The following is a 24,181-nucleotide window of genomic DNA, read 5'->3' as shown; positions in this document are numbered from 1 at the left end:
CAGAGCGGTTGTTTCATCTTGTTGTTTTTCTTTGTGTCTGCCTTAACTTTTTGAGAAAGCATAGTCGCATGCAGATTTCTACTTTAATGGTACAGGGCACGACCTCGGATGCGGGAAAAAGTACAGTGGTTGCTGCGCTTTGTCGTTTGTTACAGCGAGACGGTGTGCGTGTCGCGCCGATGAAGCCGCAAAACATGGCACTGAACAGCGCGGTGACGGTCGATGGCGGCGAGATCGGGCGTGCTCAGGCCTTGCAGGCCATCGCTGCCGGTGTGCCTGCGCATACCGATATGAATCCTGTGTTGTTGAAACCATCTTCCGATACCGGAGCGCAAGTCATCATTCATGGCAAGGTTCGGGCAGACATGGATGCACGTGATTACCATCAGTACAAAACGATTGCGATGGGAGCCGTGCTGGAATCGTATCAGCGTCTGCAACATCAATATGATGCAATCATTGTTGAGGGCGCTGGCAGCCCGGCTGAGGTGAATCTGCGTGATCGTGATATTGCCAACATGGGATTTGCCGAAGCGGTCGATTGCCCGGTGATACTGGTGGCGGATATTGATCGCGGCGGTGTCTTTGCCCATTTCATCGGTACGCTGGCGTGCTTATCTGAATCCGAGCAACAGCGCATTGTCGGCTTTGTTATTAATCGTTTTCGGGGCGATATCCGCTTGCTGGAACCGGGGCTGGCGTGGCTGGAACAAAAGACAGGCAAACCTGTGCTTGCTGTTTTACCGTATCTGCATGGCTTACAGCTTGACGCGGAAGACGCGATACAGCCGGCACAACAAAGTAGCGGAAAATTCCGCATCATCGTACCTGCGATACCGCGTATTTCTAATCACACAGATTTTGATGCCTTGCGTGCGCATCCCGATGTGGATTTACAGTTTATCGGTCCTGATCATGCGATCCCGCCTGCTGATCTGATTATTTTGCCCGGCAGTAAAAATACCCGTGCCGATCTGGCGTTTCTGCAGCAACAGGGATGGCAACAAGCATTGGAAAAACATCTGCGTTACGGCGGCAAAGTGATAGGCATTTGCGGAGGCTATCAGATGTTGGGAGAAATCATCAGTGACCCGCATGGGGTCGAAGGTGCTGCAGGCGATTCGGATGGTTTGGGTTTGCTGGATATCACAACCGAGCTGACGCAGGAAAAACGCCTGCAACAGGTCAGCGGCCGCTGTGCTTTCGGTTTTGCCGCAGGCGGCGTACCAGCAGCAGTGCAGGGCTATGAAATTCACATGGGGCTGACCTACGCCAGCAATGAAACTTTGCCCGCATTTCATCTGGATGGCGAGGATGAGGGCGCCCGCTCGGCGGATGATCTGATACTCGGCACCTATCTGCATGGATTATTCGACCATCCTGAGGCATGTAGTGCCTTACTGGCATGGGCGGGTTTGCAAAGTGATGCGGTCGTTGATTTGTCTGCATTGCGCGAACAGAGCATTGATCGAGTAGCGGACGCCTGCATACCGCTACTCGGCGCTTTGCGCGCTTTGTAACCGGACGAGCAGGCTGTCGTAACTGCGAAAGTGATTGTGATTTTATTATCTTCATGCGCATAATGAGCATCGCACTCGTCAGCATTTGTGCTGGCGGCATGCTCAACTTTGCCGACAATTACTTCTCACACTACTACTCTCCCTGACTATCATGCCTTTACGATTTCTGCGCCCTCTTGTTCTGGCTTTATCTTTTTCCACCTCTGTCGCGTATGCGGCTGATGCGCGGCTGTTTCAGTATTCAACGATCGATGCTTTGCTTGCCGGTGCGTATGACGGCAATATTTCCGTGGCTGAATTAGCCAGACACGGTGATTTCGGGTTAGGTACATATAACCGTGTCGATGGCGAGATGATACTGATAGATGGGGTGTTCTATAAAGCAAAGGGCAATGGCAAAGTCGAAATCGTGCCACCGCAAGAACTTTCTCCGTTGGCGATCGTTACTCATTTTCAGCCGACGAAAGAGATCAGCCTGGCCGGTGTAGCGACACTGGCAGAACTGGAAGCGCAACTCGATGCCAGTCTGAGTAATAAAAACGCTTTCTATGCGATACGCATACAGGGAAATTTTACCGGGATGACGACGCGGGCCATCGATCCGCAAGTGAAACCTTACAAACCTTTGGCTGAAGTCACTAAGACCCAATCCATTTTTAAACTGGGCAGCACTTCAGGGCAATTGATAGGCTTTCGCAGTCCTGCATTTGTCAAAGGCTTTAATGTGCCGGGTTATCACTGGCATTATTTATCCTCCGATCTCAGTTCTGGCGGACATGTGCTTGCCTTGCAGCTGACGGCAGGCAAGGCAAAAATCGCCACGATTTCTACCGTTGAATTGCAGGTGCCGGATACGGAAGGATTCATCGCTGCTGACCAGTTTAAAGATCGGGCGCAGGAATTACACGCAGTTGAAAAAATCAGAGAATAAAACATAGTGTTTTGATCTGACGACACCTTTGGATGCAAAAGTTAATACCTTGTGTTTCGTGCAATGGATCAGACGGAATTGCATTACACTCATTTTTTCTTTTGCCCAGGGTAAGCAATGCGTCAATTATTTGTATGGATGACGGGAGTTTGTGTCGGGTCGGTTATAGCGTCGGTGCAGGCCTCAGAACCGGCGACAAATTCTGCGATAAATCCTGATGAAGTCGCTGCTGCATCGGTGCAGATATCGGCTACCCGCGACCCAGAGCTGAAATCTTACCGGCAATTACTCAAGGGTTTAAACGCTTACGAAGCTCACATCGCAAGAGCCCCCGATTCTGTCTTTCGTTTCCTGCTAATTCCTCAGAAGCCGGATGTCAGTCTGCATGATGTTGGCCTGCGTATCGTCAGCGACGACAGTTCAATTCCGATTCCAGTTGCGAGCGATGGAGGTTTCACCTTGCCGCGTGATAAAAAAGCGGAAACCGATAATGCCGATTTGCTCACGAATCAGAAGAAGGGGAGTTTTCGTTGGCGGCCGGAAGTTCGCAGTGCCGAATTGGCTGCAAACACGCGCCGCCTTGGCGACCTGCGCCTTGAGTGTGAAATACGCTGGGCAGTCGAATACGATGATTTACCATTTCTGCGGCGAAATATGTTTCGTGCGGCTGGTGGCCCATGTCATTCATCAATGATCACGGTCATTTATTTTTCACCGTTTAAAAGCAGTGCTGTCACACTCGTCTCCGGCGAGCGCAAGATGGCGCTGACGTTAGCCCCGGATGGTCTGCGTTATTCGCCGCCATTGCATGAGCAGAGTTGGAACGATGATGCTGTGATTGTGTTTGACCCCGTCACACAATAATGATCGGCATCTTTAATGCTAAGGGCAACGTTGAGATTAATGGCGCGGCATGGTGTACTTCAGCTCGACAATGTCACGAACAACGAAGCCAGACAATGTAAAGCAAACACGGATTGCCGTAGCAATAAGTTAGTCTCTGGCGATGCTTACTTTTTCGCGTCGTCTTTTGGTTTCCAATCGTCAGCCAACGCTTGCGCTTCGTCGATCTGATCTTTACTCATTTTTTTTGCGATATAGTCGCGATAGAGCGCAGCGTCATCGTAGTCCCCGGCGAGCGTCAGCCATTTATAGGCTTCCGTCAGATCAATGCGCACGCCTTTTCCCTTAAAATACATGAGGCCGAGCTGGTACTGCGCACTCGCATTGTTCTGCTCTGCGGCGAGTTCAAACAGTTCGCGGGCTTTTGCGTAATTGAGCGGTGTGCCCTGCCCATTCACATACAAAACACCAAGGCTGTATTGGGCATCGGCGTAACCGAGTTCCGCTGCTTTTGTGAACCAGATAACGGCGGTCTTGTAGTCTGGTGCAACGCCTTTGGCTTTCGCATACATACGCCCCAGATTGACTTGTGCCCGCACGTTATTTTGTTCCGCCGATTGCAGAAACAGTGCGCGCGCTTTCTGATAGTCTTGCTCAATACCTTCGCCATTCAGATACATCAGTCCAAGGTTAAACTGGGCATCCGCGTTGCCTTTATTTGCCGCTGCCTGAAATAACTTGGCGGCATCGGTAAATTCCTGTTGCTCATACAAAGCGACTCCATCTTCAAAATCACCAGCACAAACACTTTGCAAAGTGAATCCGGATAAGGTGAGGAGGGAGAAAGCAACGAGGTGCTTGAAAGGGCGCGAATTCATATGCAAGCCTTGAGGTAACGGAGACAATAGCAGATAAGGATTGAGCTATTTTAGTCGGTTTTATTTTGGCTTTGCGACCCGATTTGAATATTCTTCACACGATCTGAGCTCATCCTGAATTCAGCCTGCCGTTTCTGTACTGACCTTATCCCAGTCATTTTCATCATCGTATTGAATCAGCCAGTTCACCACTTTGTGCCATTCATGCACGGCCACGGCATCCAAACGGCCTGGCGTTGGCTTACCGGTGATATGTGCGTGGCGTACCGCCCAGTGCATGCGATACAGCAGATCGGCCCAGTCAAGTAACACCGATTTAGATTGCAAATGTATTTGTGATCGTAGCTTGTCCGGATCACTGGCAATTTGTTGCCACAACGGTTCTGCGATCGCCTCTTTATAACAACCATCAGGCATACCTATGGTTTTTTGTAGGCCGCAACACCATGCCAGAAAATGCAATGCGTCTGCCGACAGCGCCGGTGCTGGTATTGCGGGGGCATCTGCATGCTCCCGCATCAGTTGGCGTTCGCCTGCGGAAAAATAAGAATCGAGCTGCTGCGTACGAATGACGTCGATGACCTCTGCCCTTTGTGATGCTTGTTGTAAGCGCCAGATGGCAGTCAGTGCGAGCAGACGTTGAAAAACGTCTTTATTGCTGCGCAGTTTAATTTCATCTTCACTCTCGATGAGCGGTAATTGCAGATTGATGCGTATGCCACGTTTGTGCAGCGTCAGTTCTGACAACTCTTTACGCAGTTCCGGAGATTTCATAACAGACAGAGATAAAAAAGGTCTGAGATTGTAACAGTGCCGGGCTAATATTCCTCATCTCGCTCTCTGGATGAGAGCGATTTAGAAAAATGAATGAGGTTAAACGTTATCTGATCAGATCTGATTTGATCAGATTCTGTCAGAGGATTGTCATCACCTATCAGAAAGCGAGTGCTTCTTCTTGTATCTCAGGTTTTACGCAGTGACTCAATTGCGCAATCACATTGTCGACACTGATGGCATCGACCCAGTCATGCCGGTGAGTTGAGGTAATCACTTTGCTGTGAACCTGATCGAACGGTGCCCATTCGGGATTTTTTTGACGCATCAGTGCAATCACGGGCACATGGACTGCATTGGCAAGATGCATCACAGCGGTCTCAACGGAAATGATTAAGTCGCACCAGCTCAGCATGGCCGGTAATTCAAAGAAATTGTCCTGCGCCGAAAAAAACTGAGTATTTTTTAGCTTGTATTCTTTTAAGCTTGCCTGGGTCTGTGCCAGCTTTTCTGGCGGAGCGCTGACGACGAAGCAGGCGCCACGCCAGGCCTTCATCCCTTGCATGGCCTTAATTAATTCGGCTACTTTGGACAGCGGCCAGCAACGTTTATTAATCTTCGCAAACGGATTAATGAATACCACTTTGCTTTTAGTTTTATCGAAGCCCCATTCTTCCAATTGAAAGCGCGCTTGCTGCAGCCACTGTTTTGGAATGTTCACATACGGGAATAAGTCTGCTTCTTTGCTCTCGATTCCAAACGCCTGATTAAACCAGTCTGCGTAGATAGTACTGATGTGGACTTGCTGACCTTGAAAGCGATTTTCCTGAATAGCCGCATCTAATTTTTTGTAGGCCACAAGATGATGCAGTTTCAACAGGCTGACCGGATGTTTGATTCCAGCGACGTATCCATGCGGACTGAGTTTGCGCGCCAACGACGCATATTGCTGAGGACGCAGAATCGAGAGTGAAACAACGATGGGATATTCCTCATCCTTCGCTTCCTGAATACTTTCTGCCAGCAATGCCGGGCTGTAAGTGCGGCGATAGACCTTGCTGAACAAATCGCAGTCGCTGACCCAGTCATACAGCGCATATTTTTCCAGAAATGGCCATTGGCGCTCATCACGGGTGCGACGCAACTCATCCACCCACAAATGCATTTCGATATGCGGATATGTCTGTGAAAACGCCTTAAAAGAATTTTGTAAATAGCTGAAATCACCGATGGCGAGCGGTGCGATGAATAATATTTTTTTTGTTTTTTTGAGTAAATCAGCGGGAATTTGTTGCGTGGACATGAAAGGGTGGTGCTTTTCAGAAGATGGAATTGTACTGACTTGGTTACAGTTTGACACAGATACAGAAAATTGGTTCCGTTGCTGACAGGAAAACATATTCACGATTGTGCTTAAGTGGCGAAGCATCTAATGCGAAATCGAATTCCATAGTGTGAAATTATCGTTGTAATTGCGACGAATATTTTATCTCATTTTCTGAAAGTGTATTTCATATAGCAAAAATATGAATTTAACTCATTGAATATAAAAGAAAAAAATTAAGTTATGTGTCTTATATAAGAGTTGGCTTGCTTTTCGAAATGGTCTATCATTAACCCATACAGTTTTGCTTCAACCTGCTGTTTTACCGGTTCGATTCTGAACAGTTAGGGCGGCACACGATATTGCTTCATTAATTTTTTTTACCTCTCTAGGAGATTCACATGTCACAGTATCAAGACGACATCAAAGCCGTTGCCGGACTCAAAGACAAACAAGGTAGTGCCTGGAACGCGATCAACCCTGAATCCGCTGCACGTATGCGCGCTCAGAACAAATTCAAAACTGGCCTGGATATCGCACGCTACACTGCGAAAATCATGCGTCAGGATATGGCTAACTACGATGCCGATCCTTCCAAATACACTCAGTCTCTGGGGTGCTGGCACGGTTTCATCGGTCAACAGAAGATGATTTCTATCAAGAAGCACTTCAACAGCACTGATCGCCGTTACTTGTATCTGTCTGGCTGGATGGTGGCTGCATTGCGTTCTGAATTTGGCCCTTTGCCAGATCAATCCATGCATGAAAAAACAGCCGTTTCTGATCTGATCAGAGAACTGTACACATTCTTGCGTCAGGCTGACGCACGTGAACTGGGCGGCTTGTTCCGTCAACTCGATGCTGCTGAAGGCGCTGCGAAACAAGCGATTCAAGACCAGATCGATAACCATGTAACGCACGTAGTACCTATCATCGCTGATATCGACGCAGGTTTCGGTAATGCGGAAGCGACATATCTGTTGGCCAAACAATTCATTGAAGCCGGTGCATGCTGTATCCAGGTTGAAAATCAGGTTTCGGATGAAAAACAATGCGGTCACCAGGATGGTAAAGTGACTGTTCCTCACGAAGACTTCCTCGCGAAGATCCGCGCGATCCGTTACGCATTCCTGGAACTTGGCGTGGATGACGGCATTATCGTTGCACGTACCGATTCTCTGGGCGCTGGCCTGACGAAACAAATCGCTGTGACACGTGAACCTGGCGATCTGGGCGATAAATACAACTCCTTCCTTGACGTTGAAGAAGTATCGACTGATTCCATGGCGAATGGTGATGTTGTGATCAAACGTGATGGCAAACTGCTGCGTCCTAAGCGTCTGCCAAGTAACTTGTTCCAGTTCCGTGCTGGTACAGGCGAAGAGCGTTGCGTACTCGATTGCATTACCTCTCTGCAAAACGGCGCAGACTTGTTGTGGATCGAAACTGAAAAACCACATATCGCTCAAATCGGTGGCATGGTCAGCGAAATCCGTAAAGTCATTCCAAATGCAAAACTGGTTTACAACAACAGCCCATCGTTCAACTGGACGCTGAATTTCCGTCAACAAGTATTTGACAGCATGCAAGCCGCAGGCAAAGACGTTTCTGCCTACGATCGCGCTAAGTTGATGAGTGTTGAGTATGACAATACAGAACTGGCGATCACTGCAGATGAAAAAATCCGTACATTCCAGGCTGATGCAGCCCGTGAAGCAGGTATTTTCCATCACCTGATCACTTTGCCGACTTACCATACTGCCGCCTTGTCAACCGACAATCTGGCGAAAGAATACTTCGGCGACCAAGGTATGCTGGGTTATGTTGCTGGCGTTCAGCGTAAAGAAATCCGTCAGGGTATCGCTTGCGTGAAACATCAGAACATGTCCGGTTCCGATATCGGTGACGATCACAAAGATTATTTCAGTGGTGAAGCAGCGTTGAAAGCAGCTGGTAAAGACAACACAATGAATCAGTTCTGATAAAACGGGCTGGTGAGCCTGATGCTCACCAGACACAGTAAGTTCATAAAATAAACCCTGAAAATTGCTTGGCAGTTTTCAGGGTTTTTCTATGGGAAATCGATATCAGTAGTGAGCATTCGCGTTCTGAATACAAACGCAAATACAAAGACAAGCGCTGATGTCAGCGTCAATGCTGACGCCAGATAGCTGCTTAATGACTACTTAATGTAAAGGTGCTCTGTCCGGTGCGACGAATGCCAGGCCTTCTTCAAACGAGCGCAGCACCATATCGACATGTTTATTCACCACCGATTGTTCTGCCAGATTTTCTTCAGAGAAAAGACGAATCGTCACGATCAGCGCATGTGGAAGATTGCTGCGAAGCTCCTGCACGATGGGTATCCATTCCGCCAGAGTGGAAACCAGCGGATAGGTGATAAATACCGTTGATACGATATTTGCGCCATCTTCCCCCGGATTTTCCTGATGGTCGCCGAAAGAAAAACTACGCGCATCGATGTTCACTTCTCTTAGCGCCAGCACGAACAGCTCGCTCAGTAAATCATCGCGTTCGCTGTCAAATCCCGCACATAAAACCACTGAACGCGATGGCACATTCAGTGAGCCTTGCCAACGCCCCAGGCGTTTTTTACGCATCTGACGTAAATGCGCCCCGACATTCGCATCCAGCATGGAAACGGAACGTCGCTTACGTTTTTTGTCGCTGTCGTCGGAGGTCTGGCTGACCGTTTCTGCCAGTGTGGCAATCGTTGCGCGAATTTTATTTTGCTGCGTTTTCTCCAGTAAGCCATTTTCAAAATCATGCGCTCCGAGAGACAAGCCCGGAATCAGGATGTGATCACAGTATTTAGCAAAACTGAATTTACGCATAAACACCTGCGCATCGCTGACGATAGCGTCGGTATCCGCGGCCAGTAAACGATGAAAAAAACGGTGTGCTTCATCGACGTTAGGCGTGTCTGCAAACAATATCGTGATTGGTTCCAGTGCGCTGACATGACGACCGGCGACCACCAGACACAGAGTCAGTGGTGTTGACAGCAGCAGTCCGACAGGCCCCCATAAGGCACCCCAGAATAAGGCGGATACCATGACAGCTAGCGGTGATAATCCTGAACTGTGCCCATACACTTTGGGCTCTACCCAGTTTGCGACCAGCACTTCGGTCGCAGCAAAAAAGGACATGCAGACGATCGCCAGAGTCCAGCCGGGGTCAATCGCTGCGACAAACAGCGTAATCAAGCCCCCCGCAATTAATGCCCCCAGATAGGGAATAAAACGTAATAAGCCGCTCAAGGTGCCGAATAAAAATGCATGCGGTACACCCACCGCCCACAAGGCAATAGAGATGATGATCGCGAATGCAGTGTTGACCAGAAATTGCGAAAAGAAAAAGCGCGAGACGCCTTCGGTTGCATCGCCCAGCGCCTTGATCGTGCGGCCAACTTCGCTTTGCCCAGTCAGACGTATCGCCCGATCACGCAGCGATTCATGGTCAAGCAGAATAAATATCAGCAGCACAAAAACCAGAAACGCCTCGCCGACGGGGCCGGAAATGGATGACAGCAAACGCGTAATCGTCTCTGTCGTGCTTGGTTGCGGCGTACGGATGACGACCGGAATTGGCTGGCTTTGTCCTGCAGGTAAAACCTTTTCTTCTGGTGTTGTGGGTTCTGCCGCCGGAAAATTATTCGATGAGACAGCCTTCATTTCCGCCTCGATATGCGCGAAAGGACGCTCAGTGATTTGCCTCACCATGGCCAGCTTGGATTGAATCGCCGCGCGATATTGCGGAATTTCTGTCGTCACGCTGACTAATTGCGCGGTCAGAATCACACCGATACCGACGAGGACAGCAGCGACGAAAAGCACCGCACTGAAGGTCGCGGTGATACGCCCCAGTCCGAATCGTCGCAGGCTGCGGATCAGCGGCGCGATGATCAGGCTCAGTATCGACGCCAATACGATAGGTTCCAGCACCTCGCGTCCAAAATGCAGCAGAGCCAGAACGCAGATAAGGCTGACCAGTGACGTCGCGGTTGAGCGTGCAACAGAAGGGGAATTAGGCATGTATTAATCCGGAATAGGCAATCGTAAAACGGTGGGGCTGCGAAACAGCGATTATATGTAAAGCGGCGCTGAATAGTGCAGCATTACCAGCGTGACATAAAAATTTGCTGTGCTGACAGACGCTTACGGCGCAATCTGCAGTGAAATCTGAGGCGTGCGATGAACTATCACGAACTACGACGAATGCAGATGAATTGATATGAGTGAGATTTGGGCGGTGACATCAGTCAAGCCCGAATGCCCGAAGCCAGATCACGTCATATTTTCCAGACGCTTGGCGACCGCGACCAGCCATTGACGGATAACGGTTTCATCTTCCACGCAAACGTCGGCCAGTAATTCTTGTTCAGCGGTGCTGACGGCTGTTTTGCAGCGCTTTAGTAAACGCCGGCCAGTTGGGGTCATCTGAATAATTTGTATCCGTCCGTGTTCGGCATGGGGCGATCGAGAAACGATTTCTGCCCGTTCCAGATTATTGATAATCACACTCATTGTTTGTGGTGTCAGTAACGACAGCCGCGCAAGCTCGGCACCCGACGCATTGGGATACGCCGCCAGCATCGTCAGTACCGAAAACTGCGGCAGCGTCACGCCCATGTCTAGTAAGATTTTCTCCATCCTGATTCTGTGAGCCGCATGTGCCTGTCTGAGCAGGTAACCAATATGGCCGTCTTCACCGCGTTTGCCTTCGCCGATGGCTGGAATCATTGTGCCGAGGTTTCGCGTCTTGCGCATAATGTTAGAATTCGTATATATTGTTCGAATTATGATATTAACTCTTTTGCTCTCTATATGACAACACTCATGCAGCGTGGATTTGACTGGTCATCCTATGAAAAAACAGCGCCGGGCGTGATCGCCGCGCTGAGTCAGTTAGGTAAAGCCATTGATGAATCCGGCCTGGAAAAATCACTGACTGAACTAATCAAACTACGAGCCTCGCAGATGAATGGCTGCGCGTTTTGTCTGCAGTTTCATTTAAATCTGGCGCGCAAAATACAGCTGCCTCAGCACAAAATTGATTTACTGGCAGCGTGGCGGGATACGGAAATTTATTCTGCCCGTGAACGTGCCGCACTGGCTTGGACTGAAGCGCTGACCTTGATGTCGCAACAGCACATTGCAACTGCGGCGTATGCTGAATTGGAGGCCTCGTTCAGCCCGGCGGAAATTGCTTTTCTGACTGCCGCGATAGGTGCGATTAACGCGTGGAATCGTATCGCTGGCGCTTTACAGTTTGCGCCACCTTTTCCTGCGAGTTCCGCGGCGCATTAATTTGAAAGTTTATAAAAATGGCGGCGCATTTCTCACTGTCGTTTGCATCCGATGTGCCTACAGAAGGCAATGGTCGCCAGATTGATCGTGCTGTGAAATACTTACGCACTTCATCCGCAGCTGGTGCCGCACCAACGGTCAGCGTCTGGTAGTCACAGCAAGATGCAATGCAGGTAATCCTTTGCCATCAAGGAGTCAGATTGAAATGAACATACGCCCTATGCAAAAATATTTTGGAAGTTGCCACTGCGGTGCCGTGCGCTTTCAGATTGAAACAGATTTTCCGGAACTGACGATGTGTGATTGCAGCATCTGTCGCCGTAAAAATGCGCTGATGGTCAAAGTGCATGAAAGTCAATTTCAATTGCTGGCAGGTGAAGAGTCGCTCACCGAATATCAGTTTCACACCAAAACCGCGCGACACTTCTTTTGCAAAGTCTGCGGCATTTATCCATTTCACCGCAAGCGCGTGACGCCAGATAATCTCGGCATCAACGTTCATTGCCTCGAAGATTTTGATCCGGCAGGCATCCCCGTGCGGCAGGCAGTTGGCGCTGCCATGTTGTAAGCCAGATTGCACATCGCAGGCACTGCTGCACCCGCAGTTTCACCGCACCGTATCGTTTGTTCGGTCGCTGCATTCAGGTCGCCGGTATCGTGAAATGCCTGCGACATGCATTTTTTGTGCTTAGCACGCCTGAAAATACTGGGGGGGAGTATATTTAAAGCCCCTTATTTTCTGCTGAGAATAAGGCATTTTTGGCACATACTCCCCATTTTTTATCAAAACATGGGAATTTTTCCGTGATTATTTGCGGCACATGATCCGGATCGAGGCGAGCGATATGCAGGCATACTGACATAAGGAATGTGACTCGGATGGATTGGCAGGCATCTCTCTCAACCCGAACCGTTTTTCACTCAGGAGAAGGCGGACAGATGCTCGCAAAATACTGCGTCGGTGATTTGCCCAGCGCCTTTTTGAACATCGTAATAAACGCGTTAACCGATGCGTATCCCAGATGTCCGGCAATCGCTTGTACTGGCCGTCCCTCAGCCAGCTGACTTAATGCCAGCATCAGATGAAGCTGCTGACGCCATCGCCCGAAGCTCAGGCCGGTCTCTCGTTCAATGAGCCTGCCGAGTGAACGTTCGTTGGTCGCAAGACGAGCAGCCCATTGACGGAGCGTGGAACGGTCATGTGGATGGGCGATCAGCGTATCAACAATTTTCCTGATTTTTTTGTTGTCCGAAGTTGGCAGATACAGTTTTTCGATCGTCGATTTTTCCAATTGCTCCAGCAACACTGCTGCCAACCTTGCCGTTGGCGTGTCGGGCTGATACGCGGGCTCACTGCCAGAAAGATGAAGAATGAGTTCGCGAACCAGCGGCGTGATGGATAACTGCGATCAGTTTCCGAAGAAGGGTGTGTTTATCCTCCCTTATACTACGTTTACGGAATATCGACGGTTGTAGTTGAAAATTGGGGCTTCCATGCCTCCGATAGGTTGAGACAAGTCTGGATGAGTTGCGTTTATCAAGAAAAATGCTTATGAAATCCGTGACGTATTCAATAGTGTCCATACACCTCCCGGCATGAGGCGGGTGAAGTAACAACATGTTATTGCCATTGCGCAAATCGAGGTTGGTCTAATTCTCATAAGCGCTCCTAAACGGGCGATCAGTTCAACTCCACTTTCAATTTTTCCTTAAATATACGCAAGCGAAGGGCAGCACGATCAATGAAGTGATCATATAGTAATACCTCACTATATAACTCTCCATAAACACGATCGGTTTCATCATCAACCAACTTGGCACTGTTGAAATACCCCTTGCCGTTAGCAAATCGAGTGTACCCAGGCATCATTCTGGAAGGGTCTAATGTGCAGCCAATCAAATATCCGAAAAATTTTTTGAGGCGCCCGTTGGATTTTGCGGCTAAAAGGCGAGCATACTGCGCAAGATCAGGAATGTGTTCTTGAAGGCCAACCTCTGGCGTTTTGAACTCGATAATTATTGCCGCCCCCTCTCTCGTGAAAACAGCTATGTCGGGACGCTTATCTTCATGAGCTTTATTATTAAATGCGAATAGCTTTCCTAAACTTTCATCTACATCTGGCTCGAATAGGTTTTCTGTCTCTGACCATTTGATAGCCTTCAGAGACTTATCAGAGGAGATGTACTCAAAATATTGGTATTCCTCGTTTAGCAGCCAGATGTCGTGATCAGCGGTCTCTGTAGAGTCCTTTCCCATTGGAAAAAAAATGTTATGAATGATGCGTTCATTTTCATTTCTCTTCCCTGGCTCTTCTACTTGGCAGTCCAACATTTTTTCCACAGCTAGCTTAAGCACTTCAATCATCGCACTCCGACGGACAACCAACTGAGATAGGTTGGTCATGTCCATCTTTTTAATAGAGCTAGCGTACTTCCAAGAAAGTTCGTTGACCTTGCTTCGAAAATCTTTGGTGCGCGGGTCTAGCTTAATGAGTTCATCCTTAATTTTGAATAGCTTTGAAGTGTCGCTAACGATATCATTTTGCAACTTCTTTAGAACTCGACGCGCTATGTTTTCTTCGTTATCACCATAATGTATCTTGACGTTTGCCCCCTCGATCATCTGGCGGGTGATACCGAATTGTTGCTCTGTGGACTTAACTAAGATTTCCTTATCAAAGTCGCTTGGAGTAATGATTTTAAAAACATAATCTTCAAGAGAATCGACGACATCATCCAACGAAAACTCCTCGGTTAGTGTATCGTCATCAGTACAAGTAAGGGGAATGTCGAACCCGTCTCTTTGTTGGTTGACCTTCTCCTCGAGGAGATCACTCTCGACAAGAAGAAACTCAAAGTTTCCTTCAGTTGCACGCTTTCGATCGTTGCTGTGGCGCAAGTAGCGTTTCGTAATCGGCAACACCACCGCCGAATTGGCACAGAGCGCGACCTCATGCTGAAAATTCGGAAACTCACTTTCTGGAAACGAGTACCGAGTCACCCTCAATGTCGCCCCAGTTCGTATATTCTTCGAGTGGGAGCATATGAGGGGAATTTCAGCGACGTCCCCGACCGGTTCTGGCAAATCTTTGCTCTCAATCGTTTCAGTGGAGGAATCATCTCCAATGATCGACGAGACTTCGATTTTGAAATCTCCAATCAACGTCTTCAACACTATGAGTCGCTGAAGATGTGCTGTGTAGAGATGGGCAGAGACAGCGAGTGCGGAAAAGATTTCAGGTATTAACGCTTGCTCAGCCTTTTGTTCAACTGTCAGTGCACTCTGTCGCCGATTCTTTAAAACAAAAGAGGTCTGGATTTCTTTGTTATCTGCTGGGGTCTTATCAAACGAGTTATCGGAAATCTCCCGGGTCGACTCATCTACCAGCAAAGTTCGCCTGAAAATCTCACCAGACTGCTCAAAGGTACTATCAATCGCTAGCCGGTCGAAGTGATGGAAAAACTGAATGCGTCCAGCCCCCTTGCACTTACCAATACCCGGAATTTGCAGTTGGTCTTTGTATGTTGAGTCCTTAGTAATGAAGGCCTTAACTTCATCATCCCCAAAACCAACGCCGTTATCCTTGCTACCGATCTCGACGCCCCACTGCGTGCCCAATAAGTCGTCAGGAAACACCTTAATTTCGATCTTCATCGAAAAAGGCGGGGCGGTGTTAACTCGGCTCTTGCGGATCAAATAGGAGTCGATCGCATTCGAGAGCATTTCTTCGAATACAACGTAATCGCTATGATTAATGGCCGTATTCTTTCGGCCTCCACGTATATCAAGTGTCATAAGGTAATATGCTCACATATTTAATTGCTCATACTCATTGCGAGAGGTGTCACCCCAAGGGATTTTTCATGTTTCCCGCAAATACCCGTTGACTCATATTATGACACCCACTCAGTAAATCCCATTGCTGTCATGGCAAAGTTATTTGAATCGGATGGTGTCTTGTGAGTACGCTCCAAACTGGTGTTACTTAATCGACGCTAGAGTTGTAGACGATTTTTGTCCGCTAAGGCCGAAAAGTTGCTACATGAATCAGCTCATCGCTCCAGCGGAGCTCATTTCTTAGATCCACCAATTTTTTAGCCAATCTATCCAGTCGACCCGAACAAGTTGGCTAGGTGACCAGGCTATCCAAGTGATTTCGCAAAATTATTTTTTTTGTCGCGGCTACCTTATTGTGCTTCAGTTGGCGTTCTTTCAGCTCCATCTTTCGTGCCGTAAAAGTGATGATTTTCTCGCGCGGATACCGGACGGCATCACCTCCAGATATATCCCGCCGACATCCGATAACTTAAAAGGTTTGTCTTTCGCGTTGAACCTGCACATCATTAAGAGGGGCGCTAATTTGGGCGTTTTGGAGTCATGGAAGTTAAGGGCTTACTTCATGGCTCTAAGGGGGGCTTTAAAAACTTAGGATGCCAATAAACACTAAAAACGCCAAATAAACAAAAAACCCGCATCAGCACTGGGCTAGAAGCGGGTTTTTGAATATCTTTGAATCTTAAAAAACTAATTCTTGGCGGAGAAGGGGGGATTCGAACCCCCGGTAGGGATAAACCTACGCACGCTTTCCAGGCGTGTGACTTAAACCACTCATCCACCTCTCCTGCTTTTCGCTAATGCTAGATCAGCGAAGCTCGCTATTCTAGCAAAGTATTGCTGCGGATGGAAGTATGTTTTTGATGTATTTGAAAATCATGCGCCAAGCCACGGCAAATCATTTGCGCACCAGCCTCCGATGGTTTTTCTGTGTCCATGTGCGTCTCTGTCTCCCTCAAAGCCTTGAAGGATGTCAAAACATTGGGGGTAGCCGTTTTCGGTGGCGAGTTTTGCGGCGTGGCGTGAGCGCACACCGGAGCGGCACAGAAAAAGAATAACGGTATTTTTGTTTGTAGTAATGGCGGCGAGTTGCTGTAAAAAATCAGGATTTGGCGTGCCACCCGGATACAGACTCCACTGTGCCGAAAAATGCTGGGCGTCGTGAATCACGACTTTGCCTACCCAATCACGTTCAGCGTTAGTGCGGACATCAACCAGAATGCAATCGGGATTTGACTGCAATAATTCAAAGGCTTCAGCAGGAGTAACTGCGCCGGCATACGGAAGCGATTGTTCTTGTGCGCGTTGGCGGGCAGTTGCGAGCGTGGTGTTGCTAGACATAGTTAATCCAGTGCGGGCAGTTTGTGTGGGTTTTCATTGAATTATGCATGAAGCGACATGCGTATGCATCGCTTCCGTGTGGTTTGATTGGCGGTGAGTCTGAAATTGAGTTGTTAGCGGGCTCTGTGTCAGGGATGGATCATCTGCATCCGAGTCAGTATTTATGTGAGAGTGCACACGATAGTGGCGAAGATGGATGTCGCGAATAGGGTGTTCATTTTGTGATGCACATTAATGGTGCGATCAATTGCACCTAAAAAGTGCGATCATTTTTTTCAATTACTTATTTTGTTTTTTTTGGTGCACTACCAGTAGTCGTTGATTCTTGATTTAGATTAAACGTTTTAAAAACAAAGTGTTAGCGATCATTTTTTGCCATTGTGCAGATTCTGGAATATGGCATAGTTTCTGCTATTATTGCTCACGGAGTTGAGCAGTCATATGATTATGCAGAAAGAGAATTAACGACAGGTTTCTTTTGTCAGGATGGCAGAACGAAGGCTCAGTAATCCCCGATTTATTTTTAGCGCTACTTGAGGAGTTTCACATGGCAATGACAGCTGCAGAAGTTTTGAAGATGGCGAAAGATAACGAAGTAAAATTCGTTGATTTTCGTTTCGCAGATACACGCGGTAAAGAACAGCACGTGACTGTGCCTGTTTCTCACTTCGATATCGATAAGTTCGAATCTGGCCATGCATTTGATGGCTCTTCTATTGCGGGCTGGAAAGGTATCGAAGCTTCTGACATGTTGTTGATGCCAGATCCAAACACAGCGAATATCGATCCATTCATGGAAGAAACCACATTGTTCATGCAATGTGACGTCATCGAGCCTTCCGATGGCAAAGGTTACGACCGTGATCCACGTTCTATCGCAAAACGCGCGGAAGCTTATCTGAAATCTTCCGGTATCGGCGATACAGCTTATTTTGGTCCGGAACCAGAATTCTTTATTTTTGATGGTGTACGCTGGAAGATCGACATGTCCGGTTGCTTCGTTAAGATTGATTCTGAAGAAGCTTCCTGGACTACAGGTGAAAAACTGGAAGGTGGCAATACTGGTCATCGTCCTACAGTCAAGGGCGGTTATTTCCCAGTTCCTCCGGTCGACAGTTTCCAGGATATGCGCTCTGAAATGTGCCTGATTCTGGAATCTTTGGGCATCCCAGTCGAAGTGCATCACCATGAAGTGGCTGGCGCTGGTCAAAATGAAATCGGTACAAAATTCTCTACATTGGTAGAGCGTGCTGACTGGACACAAAATCTGAAATACGTAGTCTGGAATGTGGCGCATACCTATGGCAAAACAGCGACTTTCATGCCTAAACCTATCGTTGGCGATAACGGTTCTGGTATGCACGTGCATCAATCTATCTGGAAAGATGGCAAAAACCTGTTCGCAGGCGACGGCTATGCTGGCTTGTCTGACTTCGCCTTGTACTACATCGGCGGTATCATCAAGCATGCAAAAGCACTGAACGCGATCACTAATCCAGGTACTAACTCGTACAAACGTCTGGTTCCAGGCTATGAAGCACCGGTAAAACTGGCGTACTCTGCTAAAAACCGTTCTGCATCTATCCGTATTCCTTATGTCGCGAATCCAAAAGGTCGTCGCGTTGAGGCGCGCTTCCCAGATCCACTGGCCAACCCATATCTGTGCTTCTCTGCACTGATGATGGCAGGTCTGGATGGTGTACAGAACAAGATTCACCCAGGTGAAGCAGCGTCTAAAGATTTGTACCATTTGCCACCAGAGGAAGACGCATTGGTTCCAACAGTGTGTGCGTCTCTGGAAGAAGCATTGGATGCACTGAATAAAGATCGCGAATTCCTGACTCGTGGCGGTGTGTTCAGCGACAGTATGCTCGACGCTTACATTGAACTGAAAATGCAAGAAGTTCAACGTATGCGCATGACGACGCATCCAGTTGAATTTGATATGTACTATTCCCTGTAATTGCAAGGGATGCTATAAAAGCGGGGGTAACCCCGCTTTTTTTGTTTTGTTACTGCGCGTAACGTGGAATTGTGAATATGCGCAGCTTCGCATACACTACACCTCTGTTTTTGACTAGTGATTGAATATGAAGCGACTATTGATTGGTTTTATTTCGTTAATCGCCATCCAAAATATTGCCCACGCGCAGGCCGACGTGTTTTTATGCGTCGATGATAATGGCAAGAAAGAGTATAAAAATACGGGTGCAACGAAAGGCTGTAAGAGAGTCGAGTTGCCCGGTATTACAGTTGTTCCTGCCCCGGCTTTACCTTCCGCTCCCAAGAAAACACAGGCAAAATCCGCTTCTAGTCCTGCAGATTTTCCTAAGGTTGATGAAGGAACTCAAAAGGCCAGAGATTCAGATCGTCGGCAAATTTTGTTGGATGAGCTTAAAGCGGAAGAGCAAAAGCTGGCTGATTTGAAAAAAGAGTACAACAATGGTGAACCTGAGCGCCGTGGCGACGAGCGGAATTACGCAAAATATCAGGAACGCACCGGAATGATGAAAGATAATATCAGCCGCACCGAAAAGAACATCGAGGCGTTACGGCGTGAAATTTCCAACCTAAAATAATGCAAAATCTCTGCTTTCCAGGCAAGAAATTGAATCGGCGGGCATGATGCTTGCATAATAAGGTCGCACTATGCGGCCTTTTTTTATGGATTATGGTGAAAAATTCTCTCTCTATTCTGCCGGCATTCGCCGGGCTTGAGCTGCTCAGCTCTGCTGTCATCGTGTTTAACGCTGACGGTAGTATCAAGTTCGCTAATCCAGCGGCGGAGATATTGCTGGATTGTTCAGCGAAATCCCTGATCGACCAAAAACTCAATGCTTTATTTTTAAATGGCGATGCTTTGCTGGCGGTGTTTCATCAGGCAGTTGCCCATCATTTTGCTGATAAGCGTCAGGATTTAACCCTGGAGCGTGCAGGCAGAGAGCCTTTGCACGTGCATAGCATCGTCACGGCATTGGATAATCCTGAAACACCTGTGTTGATTGAGTTTCGCGAAAACGTTCAGCAACTCAAGCTCGATCGGGAAGAGCGCATGCTCGATCAGAGTAAGGCAAACAAGGAACTGATCCGTAACCTCGCGCATGAAATTAAAAATCCACTTGGCGGCATCCGCGGCGCGGCGCAGTTGCTCGAGTTGGAATTACCGGAGCGCCAGCTCAAAGAGTTGCGTGAGTACACGCAAGTTATCATCAAAGAAGCAGATCGCTTGCAGACGCTGGTCGATCGCTTGCTTGCTCCGCACCGCCTCCCTCACATTGTTGGCGATGTCAATATTCATGAGGTATGCGAGCGGGTTCGCAGTCTGATTGTGGCGGAATTTCCGCAGGGACTGACAATTCACAGGGATTACGATTTGTCGATACCGGAATTCCGTGGCGATAAGGAGCAGTTGATACAGTCAGTACTGAATATTGCCCACAACGCTGCGCAGGCATTGGCCGAACGCATTCGTCACGGTGATGCCGAACTGACTTTTAAAACCCGTGTCGTCAGGCAGATTACTTTGGCTAAGGTCAGATACAGGTTGGCATTAGACTTGCATATCATTGATAACGGTCCTGGAATCCCGCCTGAAATTTTTCACCGCATTTTTTATCCTTTAGTTTCAGGAAGAGATGGTGGCAGCGGACTTGGGCTGACTTTAGCGCAAACCTTTGTTGATCAGCACTTAGGTGTAATTGAATGCGAGAGCCGTCCCGGTTGTACTGATTTCAGAATCCTTATTCCTCTGCCTTAAAGCCGGACGAGGAAACGCTTTATTAGTGCAAGTTAGCGCCTTTGCTAATCAATATGTTCAAACCTGGAACTAAAAAAAATATGAAACCTATTTGGATAGTGGATGACGATGATTCAATTCGCTGGGTGCTTGAGAAGGCGCTTGCAAGAGAAAATCTGACGACCAAGAGTTTTACAAATGCGCGCGATGCTATGACTGCTTTGCAGTCGGACACGCCACAGGTATTGGTTTCCGATATTCGCATGCACGGTGCCTCTGGCCTGGAGTTATTGCAAACCGTTAAAGCCAAACACCCCGGTTTGCCAGTGATTATCATGACCGCGTTCTCGGATCTGGATTCTGCTGTTGCCGCTTTTCAAGGCGGGGCATTTGAATACTTAGCCAAACCATTCGATCTTGATAAAGCGGTTGAATTAATCCGCCGTGCGCTGGATGAAAGTCTGCGTGAATCCAGTGTTGAGCAAACGATTTCTGAAGCGCCGGAAATTCTTGGTCATGCACCGGCGATGCAAGATGTTTTTCGTGCGATAGGGCGCTTGTCTCAATCGAATGTGACGGTATTAATTACCGGTGAATCGGGAAGTGGTAAAGAGTTGGTTGCCCGCGCTTTGCACAAACATAGCCCACGTTCATCTCAGCCTTTTATTGCGCTCAATACTGCCGCGATTCCTAAAGACTTATTAGAGTCGGAATTATTTGGTCATGAGCGTGGCGCATTTACTGGCGCGCAGACGACCCGACGTGGTCGTTTTGAACAGGCAGAGGGCGGTACTTTATTTCTCGATGAAATTGGCGACATGCCATTCGATTTGCAGACGAGATTATTGAGAGTCCTGTCGGATGGTCATTTTTATCGGGTCGGTGGGCATCAGCCGATGAAGGCGAATGTACGCGTCATTGCTGCGACTCATCAAAATCTTGAAACCAGAGTCCGTGAAGGTTTGTTTCGCGAGGACTTATACCATCGCTTAAATGTTATTCGCTTGCGTTTGCCTAGTTTGCGTGAACGTCGTGAAGATATTCCTGTACTGGCGAAATTTTTCTTGGCTCAAAGTGCAAAGCAACTAGGTGTCGAGGTCAAGCGTTTATCAGAATCGGCATTGCAGTTTTTGTCGGGATTGGATTTCCCTGGAAATGTCCGGCAATTGGAAAACCTGTGTAACTGGATTACCGTTATGGCTCCAGGTCAGACGGTGGAGGTGTTGGATTTACCGCAGGATCTGTTGCCATCTGGGGAGCAGGGTAATGGGATGGTAGCGACGAGCGCACTGAGGCCGGAGGCTGAGCTTAGTGTCAGTAGCGGTACGGAGGGAAACTCTTCCCATCAAGCCCATGTTTCTTTTTCTGATCGCCAACTTCATCCTGCACAAAGCTGGATTGAGCTTTTAGAGGAAGAGGCAATGACGATGCTGTCGCAAGGCCAGCCTGAAGTCATCGTGAAATTAGGCGATAAGTTTGAAGCAATCGTGATTAAGGCTGCGCTCAAATATACTCATGGACGGAAAAATGATGCCGCCGTCAGACTGGGAATTGGACGCAACACGATCACGCGCAAAATACATGAGTTGGGTATCGACGGCGCAAAAGATGATTGAACCGTTAACCAGTCCCATAAAATTAACCATCTGAATTTCGCTACGATGTTGAAGTGATACAGCTCTGATATTTTTGATGTTAACGAGATGCGGGCAATTTCAAGATGAATCAGATTCACCTTGAAATTGCCCGCTCTTACTTGGTCTGCTTTGCGTTCGTTGTATATTGCGTTAACTGTCAGCGTTAATGGACAGGGCTACTGCTTCCGCAATTTTGATACCGTCAACACCTGCTGAAAGAATGCCTCCCGCATATCCTGCTCCTTCGCCAGCAGGGTAAAGTCCTTTCGTATTCAGACTTTGCAAGCCATCGTCGGTTCTCTTAATGCGGATCGGTGATGACGTCCGGGTTTCTATACCCGTCAGGATGCCATCGTTCATCGCAAAGCCTTTGATCTTTTTATCGAATTCAGGAATTGCTTCTCGTATCGCGTTAATCGCATATTCAGGTAAAGCTTCTGCCAGATCACAAAGGGTGACGCCGGGTTTGTATGATGGAGTTACATTACCCAGTTCTGTTGATTTGATACCTTTAATGAAATCGCCGATAAGCTGCCCTGGTGCATTGTAGTTTTCACCGCCCATTTTGTAAGCGCGTTCTTCGAGTTTGCGCTGCAAATCAATCCCTGCAAGAGGATTCCCAGGGTAATCTTCCGGAGAAATGCCAACGACGATGGCGCTGTTTGCATTACGTTCATTGCGTGAATACTGACTCATTCCATTGGTTACTACGCGACCGGGCTCTGATGTCGCAGCGACGACCGTCCCTCCGGGGCACATACAGAAGCTATACACGGAGCGGCCATTTTTTGCGTGATGAACCAGTTTGTAATCTGCCGCGCCCAGAATTTCATTCCCTGCGTTAGGGCCAAAGCGCGCTTTGTCGATAACGGATTGCGGGTGTTCGATACGGAAGCCGATTGAAAATGGTTTGGCTTCAATGTAAACGCCCTTATCGTAGAGCATCTGGAATGTGTCACGGGCGCTATGGCCGATCGCAAGAACAACGTGGTTTGACTCAGTGTATTCACCGTCATTCACACGTACTCCGTGGACCTCACCATTTTTGATATCGATATCCGTTACTTTTTGCTCAAAACGAATCTCGCCGCCGAGTGCTTCAATGTTATGTCGCATCTCTTCTATCATCTTCACCAGGCGGAAGGTTCCTATGTGGGGCTTGCTGACGTACAAAATTTCTTTCGGAGCACCAGCTTTTACAAATTCTGTGATGACTTTTCTGCCGTAATGTTTTGGGTCTTTGATCTGACTGTACAGTTTTCCATCTGAAAACGTTCCCGCGCCACCTTCACCAAATTGCACATTGGATTCCGGTTGTAATTCACGTTTGCGCCATAATCCCCAGGTGTCCTTTGTCCGTTCCCTGACGGTTTTTCCTCGTTCGAGAACGATCGGGCGGTATCCCATCTCTGCCAGTAACAATGCCGCGAACAGGCCGCAAGGTCCGAAGCCAATAACAATCGGACGTTTAAAGTCGCTATCTTGAGCATGTGCAACGAACTTATAGCTGGTGTCCGGTGTGGCGCCAATATTTGGTTGCTTGCTCAGACGAGCTAATACCTCGGATTCATTTTTTAATTCGACGTCGATGGTGTAGATCAGAATAATTGCTGTTTTCTTTCGCGCATCGTAGCTTCGCTTAAATATATTGAAGTCAACAAGATCCGATTCAGGAATCGCTAATTGTTCCAGTATCGCCCTTTTTAATGCTGATTCGGGGTGATCTAGAGGAAGTTTTAAGTCGGTGATGCGTAACATAGATGGTGTCCGTAAAACTAATCAGTAAAACTGTTTAGTAGTTTAATTCTGCGTAAAAGTAATATTTTACCTGTTACCGTAAAGGCAGCAGTTAATTGTTGCCCAGAACATCAGTCGTTACATCGAATACCCGCGTTGCAGCCATTCGAATATTCATTAAAATAATTTTCGTGGTTTCTTGCGAATGCGGAGTGGTTTTGCTATAGTTCGGCTCCCGCTGAGAAGCGGGGGTAGAAAGTGAAGCGCTGCAGTTAAAAATGCAGCAAGCATAGTC

Annotated in this window: 21 protein-coding genes and 1 tRNA gene; 11 read left to right on the top strand and 11 right to left on the bottom strand. The window is 48.0% G+C overall.

The genetic code is table 11. The features are described 5' to 3' along the window. The first annotated feature begins 68 nt into the window (after positions 1-68). The 3 genes from KDM87_RS08775 (at position 69) to KDM87_RS08765 (ending at position 3,315) form a co-directional block, all read left to right on the top strand. Complete coding sequence (locus KDM87_RS08775; protein ID WP_230407679.1) at positions 69-1,520, top strand: cobyric acid synthase; 1,452 nt, start codon at positions 69-71, stop codon at positions 1,518-1,520. Between the two features lie 151 nt (positions 1,521-1,671). Beyond that, positions 1,672-2,451, top strand: a complete 780-nt coding sequence (gene budA, locus KDM87_RS08770; RefSeq protein ID WP_212678740.1) for an acetolactate decarboxylase — start codon at positions 1,672-1,674, stop codon at positions 2,449-2,451. Between the two features lie 117 nt (positions 2,452-2,568). Further along, entirely contained in the window at positions 2,569-3,315 is a 747-nt protein-coding gene (locus KDM87_RS08765) for a hypothetical protein (RefSeq protein ID WP_212678739.1), read from the top strand. Positions 3,316-3,461: 146 nt separating this feature from the next. Here the strand turns inward: KDM87_RS08765 and KDM87_RS08760 are convergent, their stop codons facing one another. The 3 genes from KDM87_RS08760 to KDM87_RS08750 form a co-directional block, all read right to left on the bottom strand. Continuing rightward, positions 3,462-4,172 carry a tetratricopeptide repeat protein gene (locus tag KDM87_RS08760; protein WP_212678738.1) on the bottom strand — a complete coding sequence of 237 codons (711 nt, stop codon included), beginning with the start codon at positions 4,170-4,172 and terminating at the stop codon, positions 3,462-3,464. A 120-nt stretch (positions 4,173-4,292) separates the two neighbouring features. Next, a complete protein-coding gene (locus tag KDM87_RS08755) occupies positions 4,293-4,946 on the bottom strand; it encodes a DUF4272 domain-containing protein (protein ID WP_212678737.1) in 654 nt (217 codons plus the stop codon). Positions 4,947-5,106: 160 nt separating this feature from the next. After that, positions 5,107-6,249 (bottom strand): glycosyltransferase family 9 protein, encoded by a 1,143-nt coding sequence (locus tag KDM87_RS08750; protein WP_212678736.1) that lies wholly within the window; start codon positions 6,247-6,249, stop codon positions 5,107-5,109. A gap of 422 nt (positions 6,250-6,671) precedes the next feature. Here KDM87_RS08750 and KDM87_RS08745 point away from each other — a divergent pair, with 422 nt between their 5' ends. Further along, entirely contained in the window at positions 6,672-8,252 is a 1,581-nt protein-coding gene (locus KDM87_RS08745) for an isocitrate lyase (protein ID WP_212678735.1), read from the top strand. Between the two features lie 204 nt (positions 8,253-8,456). Here KDM87_RS08745 and KDM87_RS08740 read toward each other — a convergent pair whose 3' ends face one another. Together KDM87_RS08740 and KDM87_RS08735 are read right to left on the bottom strand one after the other, a co-directional pair. Then, on the bottom strand, positions 8,457-10,325 hold the full coding sequence (locus KDM87_RS08740) for an AI-2E family transporter (protein WP_212678734.1): 1,869 nt from the start codon (positions 10,323-10,325) through the stop codon (positions 8,457-8,459). A gap of 252 nt (positions 10,326-10,577) precedes the next feature. Next, the gene (locus tag KDM87_RS08735) at positions 10,578-11,060 is read right to left on the bottom strand and encodes a MarR family winged helix-turn-helix transcriptional regulator (protein ID WP_212678733.1); all 483 of its coding nucleotides are present in this window, start codon (positions 11,058-11,060) and stop codon (positions 10,578-10,580) included. Between the two features lie 57 nt (positions 11,061-11,117). Between KDM87_RS08735 and KDM87_RS08730 the strand changes: the two genes are divergently transcribed. Genes KDM87_RS08730 through KDM87_RS08725 form a run of 3 tightly spaced genes read left to right on the top strand, consistent with a single transcriptional unit; the run spans position 11,118 to position 12,168 of the window. After that, positions 11,118-11,600: a carboxymuconolactone decarboxylase family protein gene (locus tag KDM87_RS08730; RefSeq protein ID WP_230407678.1), complete on the top strand. Its 483-nt coding sequence runs from the start codon at positions 11,118-11,120 to the stop codon at positions 11,598-11,600. A 17-nt stretch (positions 11,601-11,617) separates the two neighbouring features. Beyond that, the gene (locus KDM87_RS17885) at positions 11,618-11,752 is read left to right on the top strand and encodes a hypothetical protein (RefSeq protein WP_268977587.1); all 135 of its coding nucleotides are present in this window, start codon (positions 11,618-11,620) and stop codon (positions 11,750-11,752) included. A 53-nt stretch (positions 11,753-11,805) separates the two neighbouring features. Then, the gene (locus KDM87_RS08725; RefSeq protein ID WP_212678732.1) at positions 11,806-12,168 is read left to right on the top strand and encodes a GFA family protein; all 363 of its coding nucleotides are present in this window, start codon (positions 11,806-11,808) and stop codon (positions 12,166-12,168) included. Positions 12,169-12,517: 349 nt separating this feature from the next. Here the strand turns inward: KDM87_RS08725 and KDM87_RS08720 are convergent, their stop codons facing one another. The 4 genes from KDM87_RS08720 to KDM87_RS08705 all read right to left on the bottom strand — a co-directional run bounded on the left by KDM87_RS08720 (position 12,518) and on the right by KDM87_RS08705 (position 16,776). After that, entirely contained in the window at positions 12,518-12,907 is a 390-nt protein-coding gene (locus KDM87_RS08720) for a helix-turn-helix domain-containing protein (RefSeq protein WP_329604926.1), read from the bottom strand. A 374-nt stretch (positions 12,908-13,281) separates the two neighbouring features. Then, positions 13,282-15,396, bottom strand: a complete 2,115-nt coding sequence (locus tag KDM87_RS08715) for a hypothetical protein (RefSeq protein ID WP_212678730.1) — start codon at positions 15,394-15,396, stop codon at positions 13,282-13,284. 737 nt (positions 15,397-16,133) lie between these two features. Then, a tRNA-Ser gene (locus KDM87_RS08710) sits at positions 16,134-16,223 on the bottom strand. Positions 16,224-16,311: 88 nt separating this feature from the next. Continuing rightward, entirely contained in the window at positions 16,312-16,776 is a 465-nt protein-coding gene (locus KDM87_RS08705) for a rhodanese-like domain-containing protein (protein ID WP_212678729.1), read from the bottom strand. 547 nt (positions 16,777-17,323) lie between these two features. Between KDM87_RS08705 and glnA the strand changes: the two genes are divergently transcribed. From glnA to ntrC, 4 genes are all read left to right on the top strand, one after another. Beyond that, complete coding sequence (gene glnA, locus KDM87_RS08700; RefSeq protein WP_186883304.1) at positions 17,324-18,739, top strand: type I glutamate--ammonia ligase; 1,416 nt, start codon at positions 17,324-17,326, stop codon at positions 18,737-18,739. 127 nt (positions 18,740-18,866) lie between these two features. Beyond that, the gene (locus KDM87_RS08695) at positions 18,867-19,355 is read left to right on the top strand and encodes a DUF4124 domain-containing protein (protein WP_212678728.1); all 489 of its coding nucleotides are present in this window, start codon (positions 18,867-18,869) and stop codon (positions 19,353-19,355) included. Between the two features lie 92 nt (positions 19,356-19,447). Then, positions 19,448-20,533, top strand: coding sequence for a nitrogen regulation protein NR(II) (gene glnL / locus KDM87_RS08690; protein ID WP_186883306.1), 1,086 nt, complete (start codon positions 19,448-19,450; stop codon positions 20,531-20,533). Between the two features lie 80 nt (positions 20,534-20,613). Further along, positions 20,614-22,128 (top strand): nitrogen regulation protein NR(I), encoded by a 1,515-nt coding sequence (gene ntrC / locus KDM87_RS08685; RefSeq protein WP_212678727.1) that lies wholly within the window; start codon positions 20,614-20,616, stop codon positions 22,126-22,128. Positions 22,129-22,299: 171 nt separating this feature from the next. Here the strand turns inward: ntrC and KDM87_RS08680 are convergent, their stop codons facing one another. Together KDM87_RS08680 and KDM87_RS08675 are read right to left on the bottom strand one after the other, a co-directional pair. Further along, positions 22,300-23,907, bottom strand: a complete 1,608-nt coding sequence (locus KDM87_RS08680; protein ID WP_212678726.1) for an NAD(P)/FAD-dependent oxidoreductase — start codon at positions 23,905-23,907, stop codon at positions 22,300-22,302. Positions 23,908-23,998: 91 nt separating this feature from the next. After that, positions 23,999-24,181: hypothetical protein (locus tag KDM87_RS08675; RefSeq protein WP_212678725.1), on the bottom strand; the 183-nt coding region annotated here is incomplete at its 5' end.

It is taken from the genome of Cognatundibacterium rivi (assembly GCF_018139565.1).
GTDB lineage: Bacteria > Pseudomonadota > Gammaproteobacteria > Burkholderiales > Burkholderiaceae_D > Undibacterium > Undibacterium rivi.
This window is presented reverse-complemented; position numbering and strand designations above follow the sequence as displayed.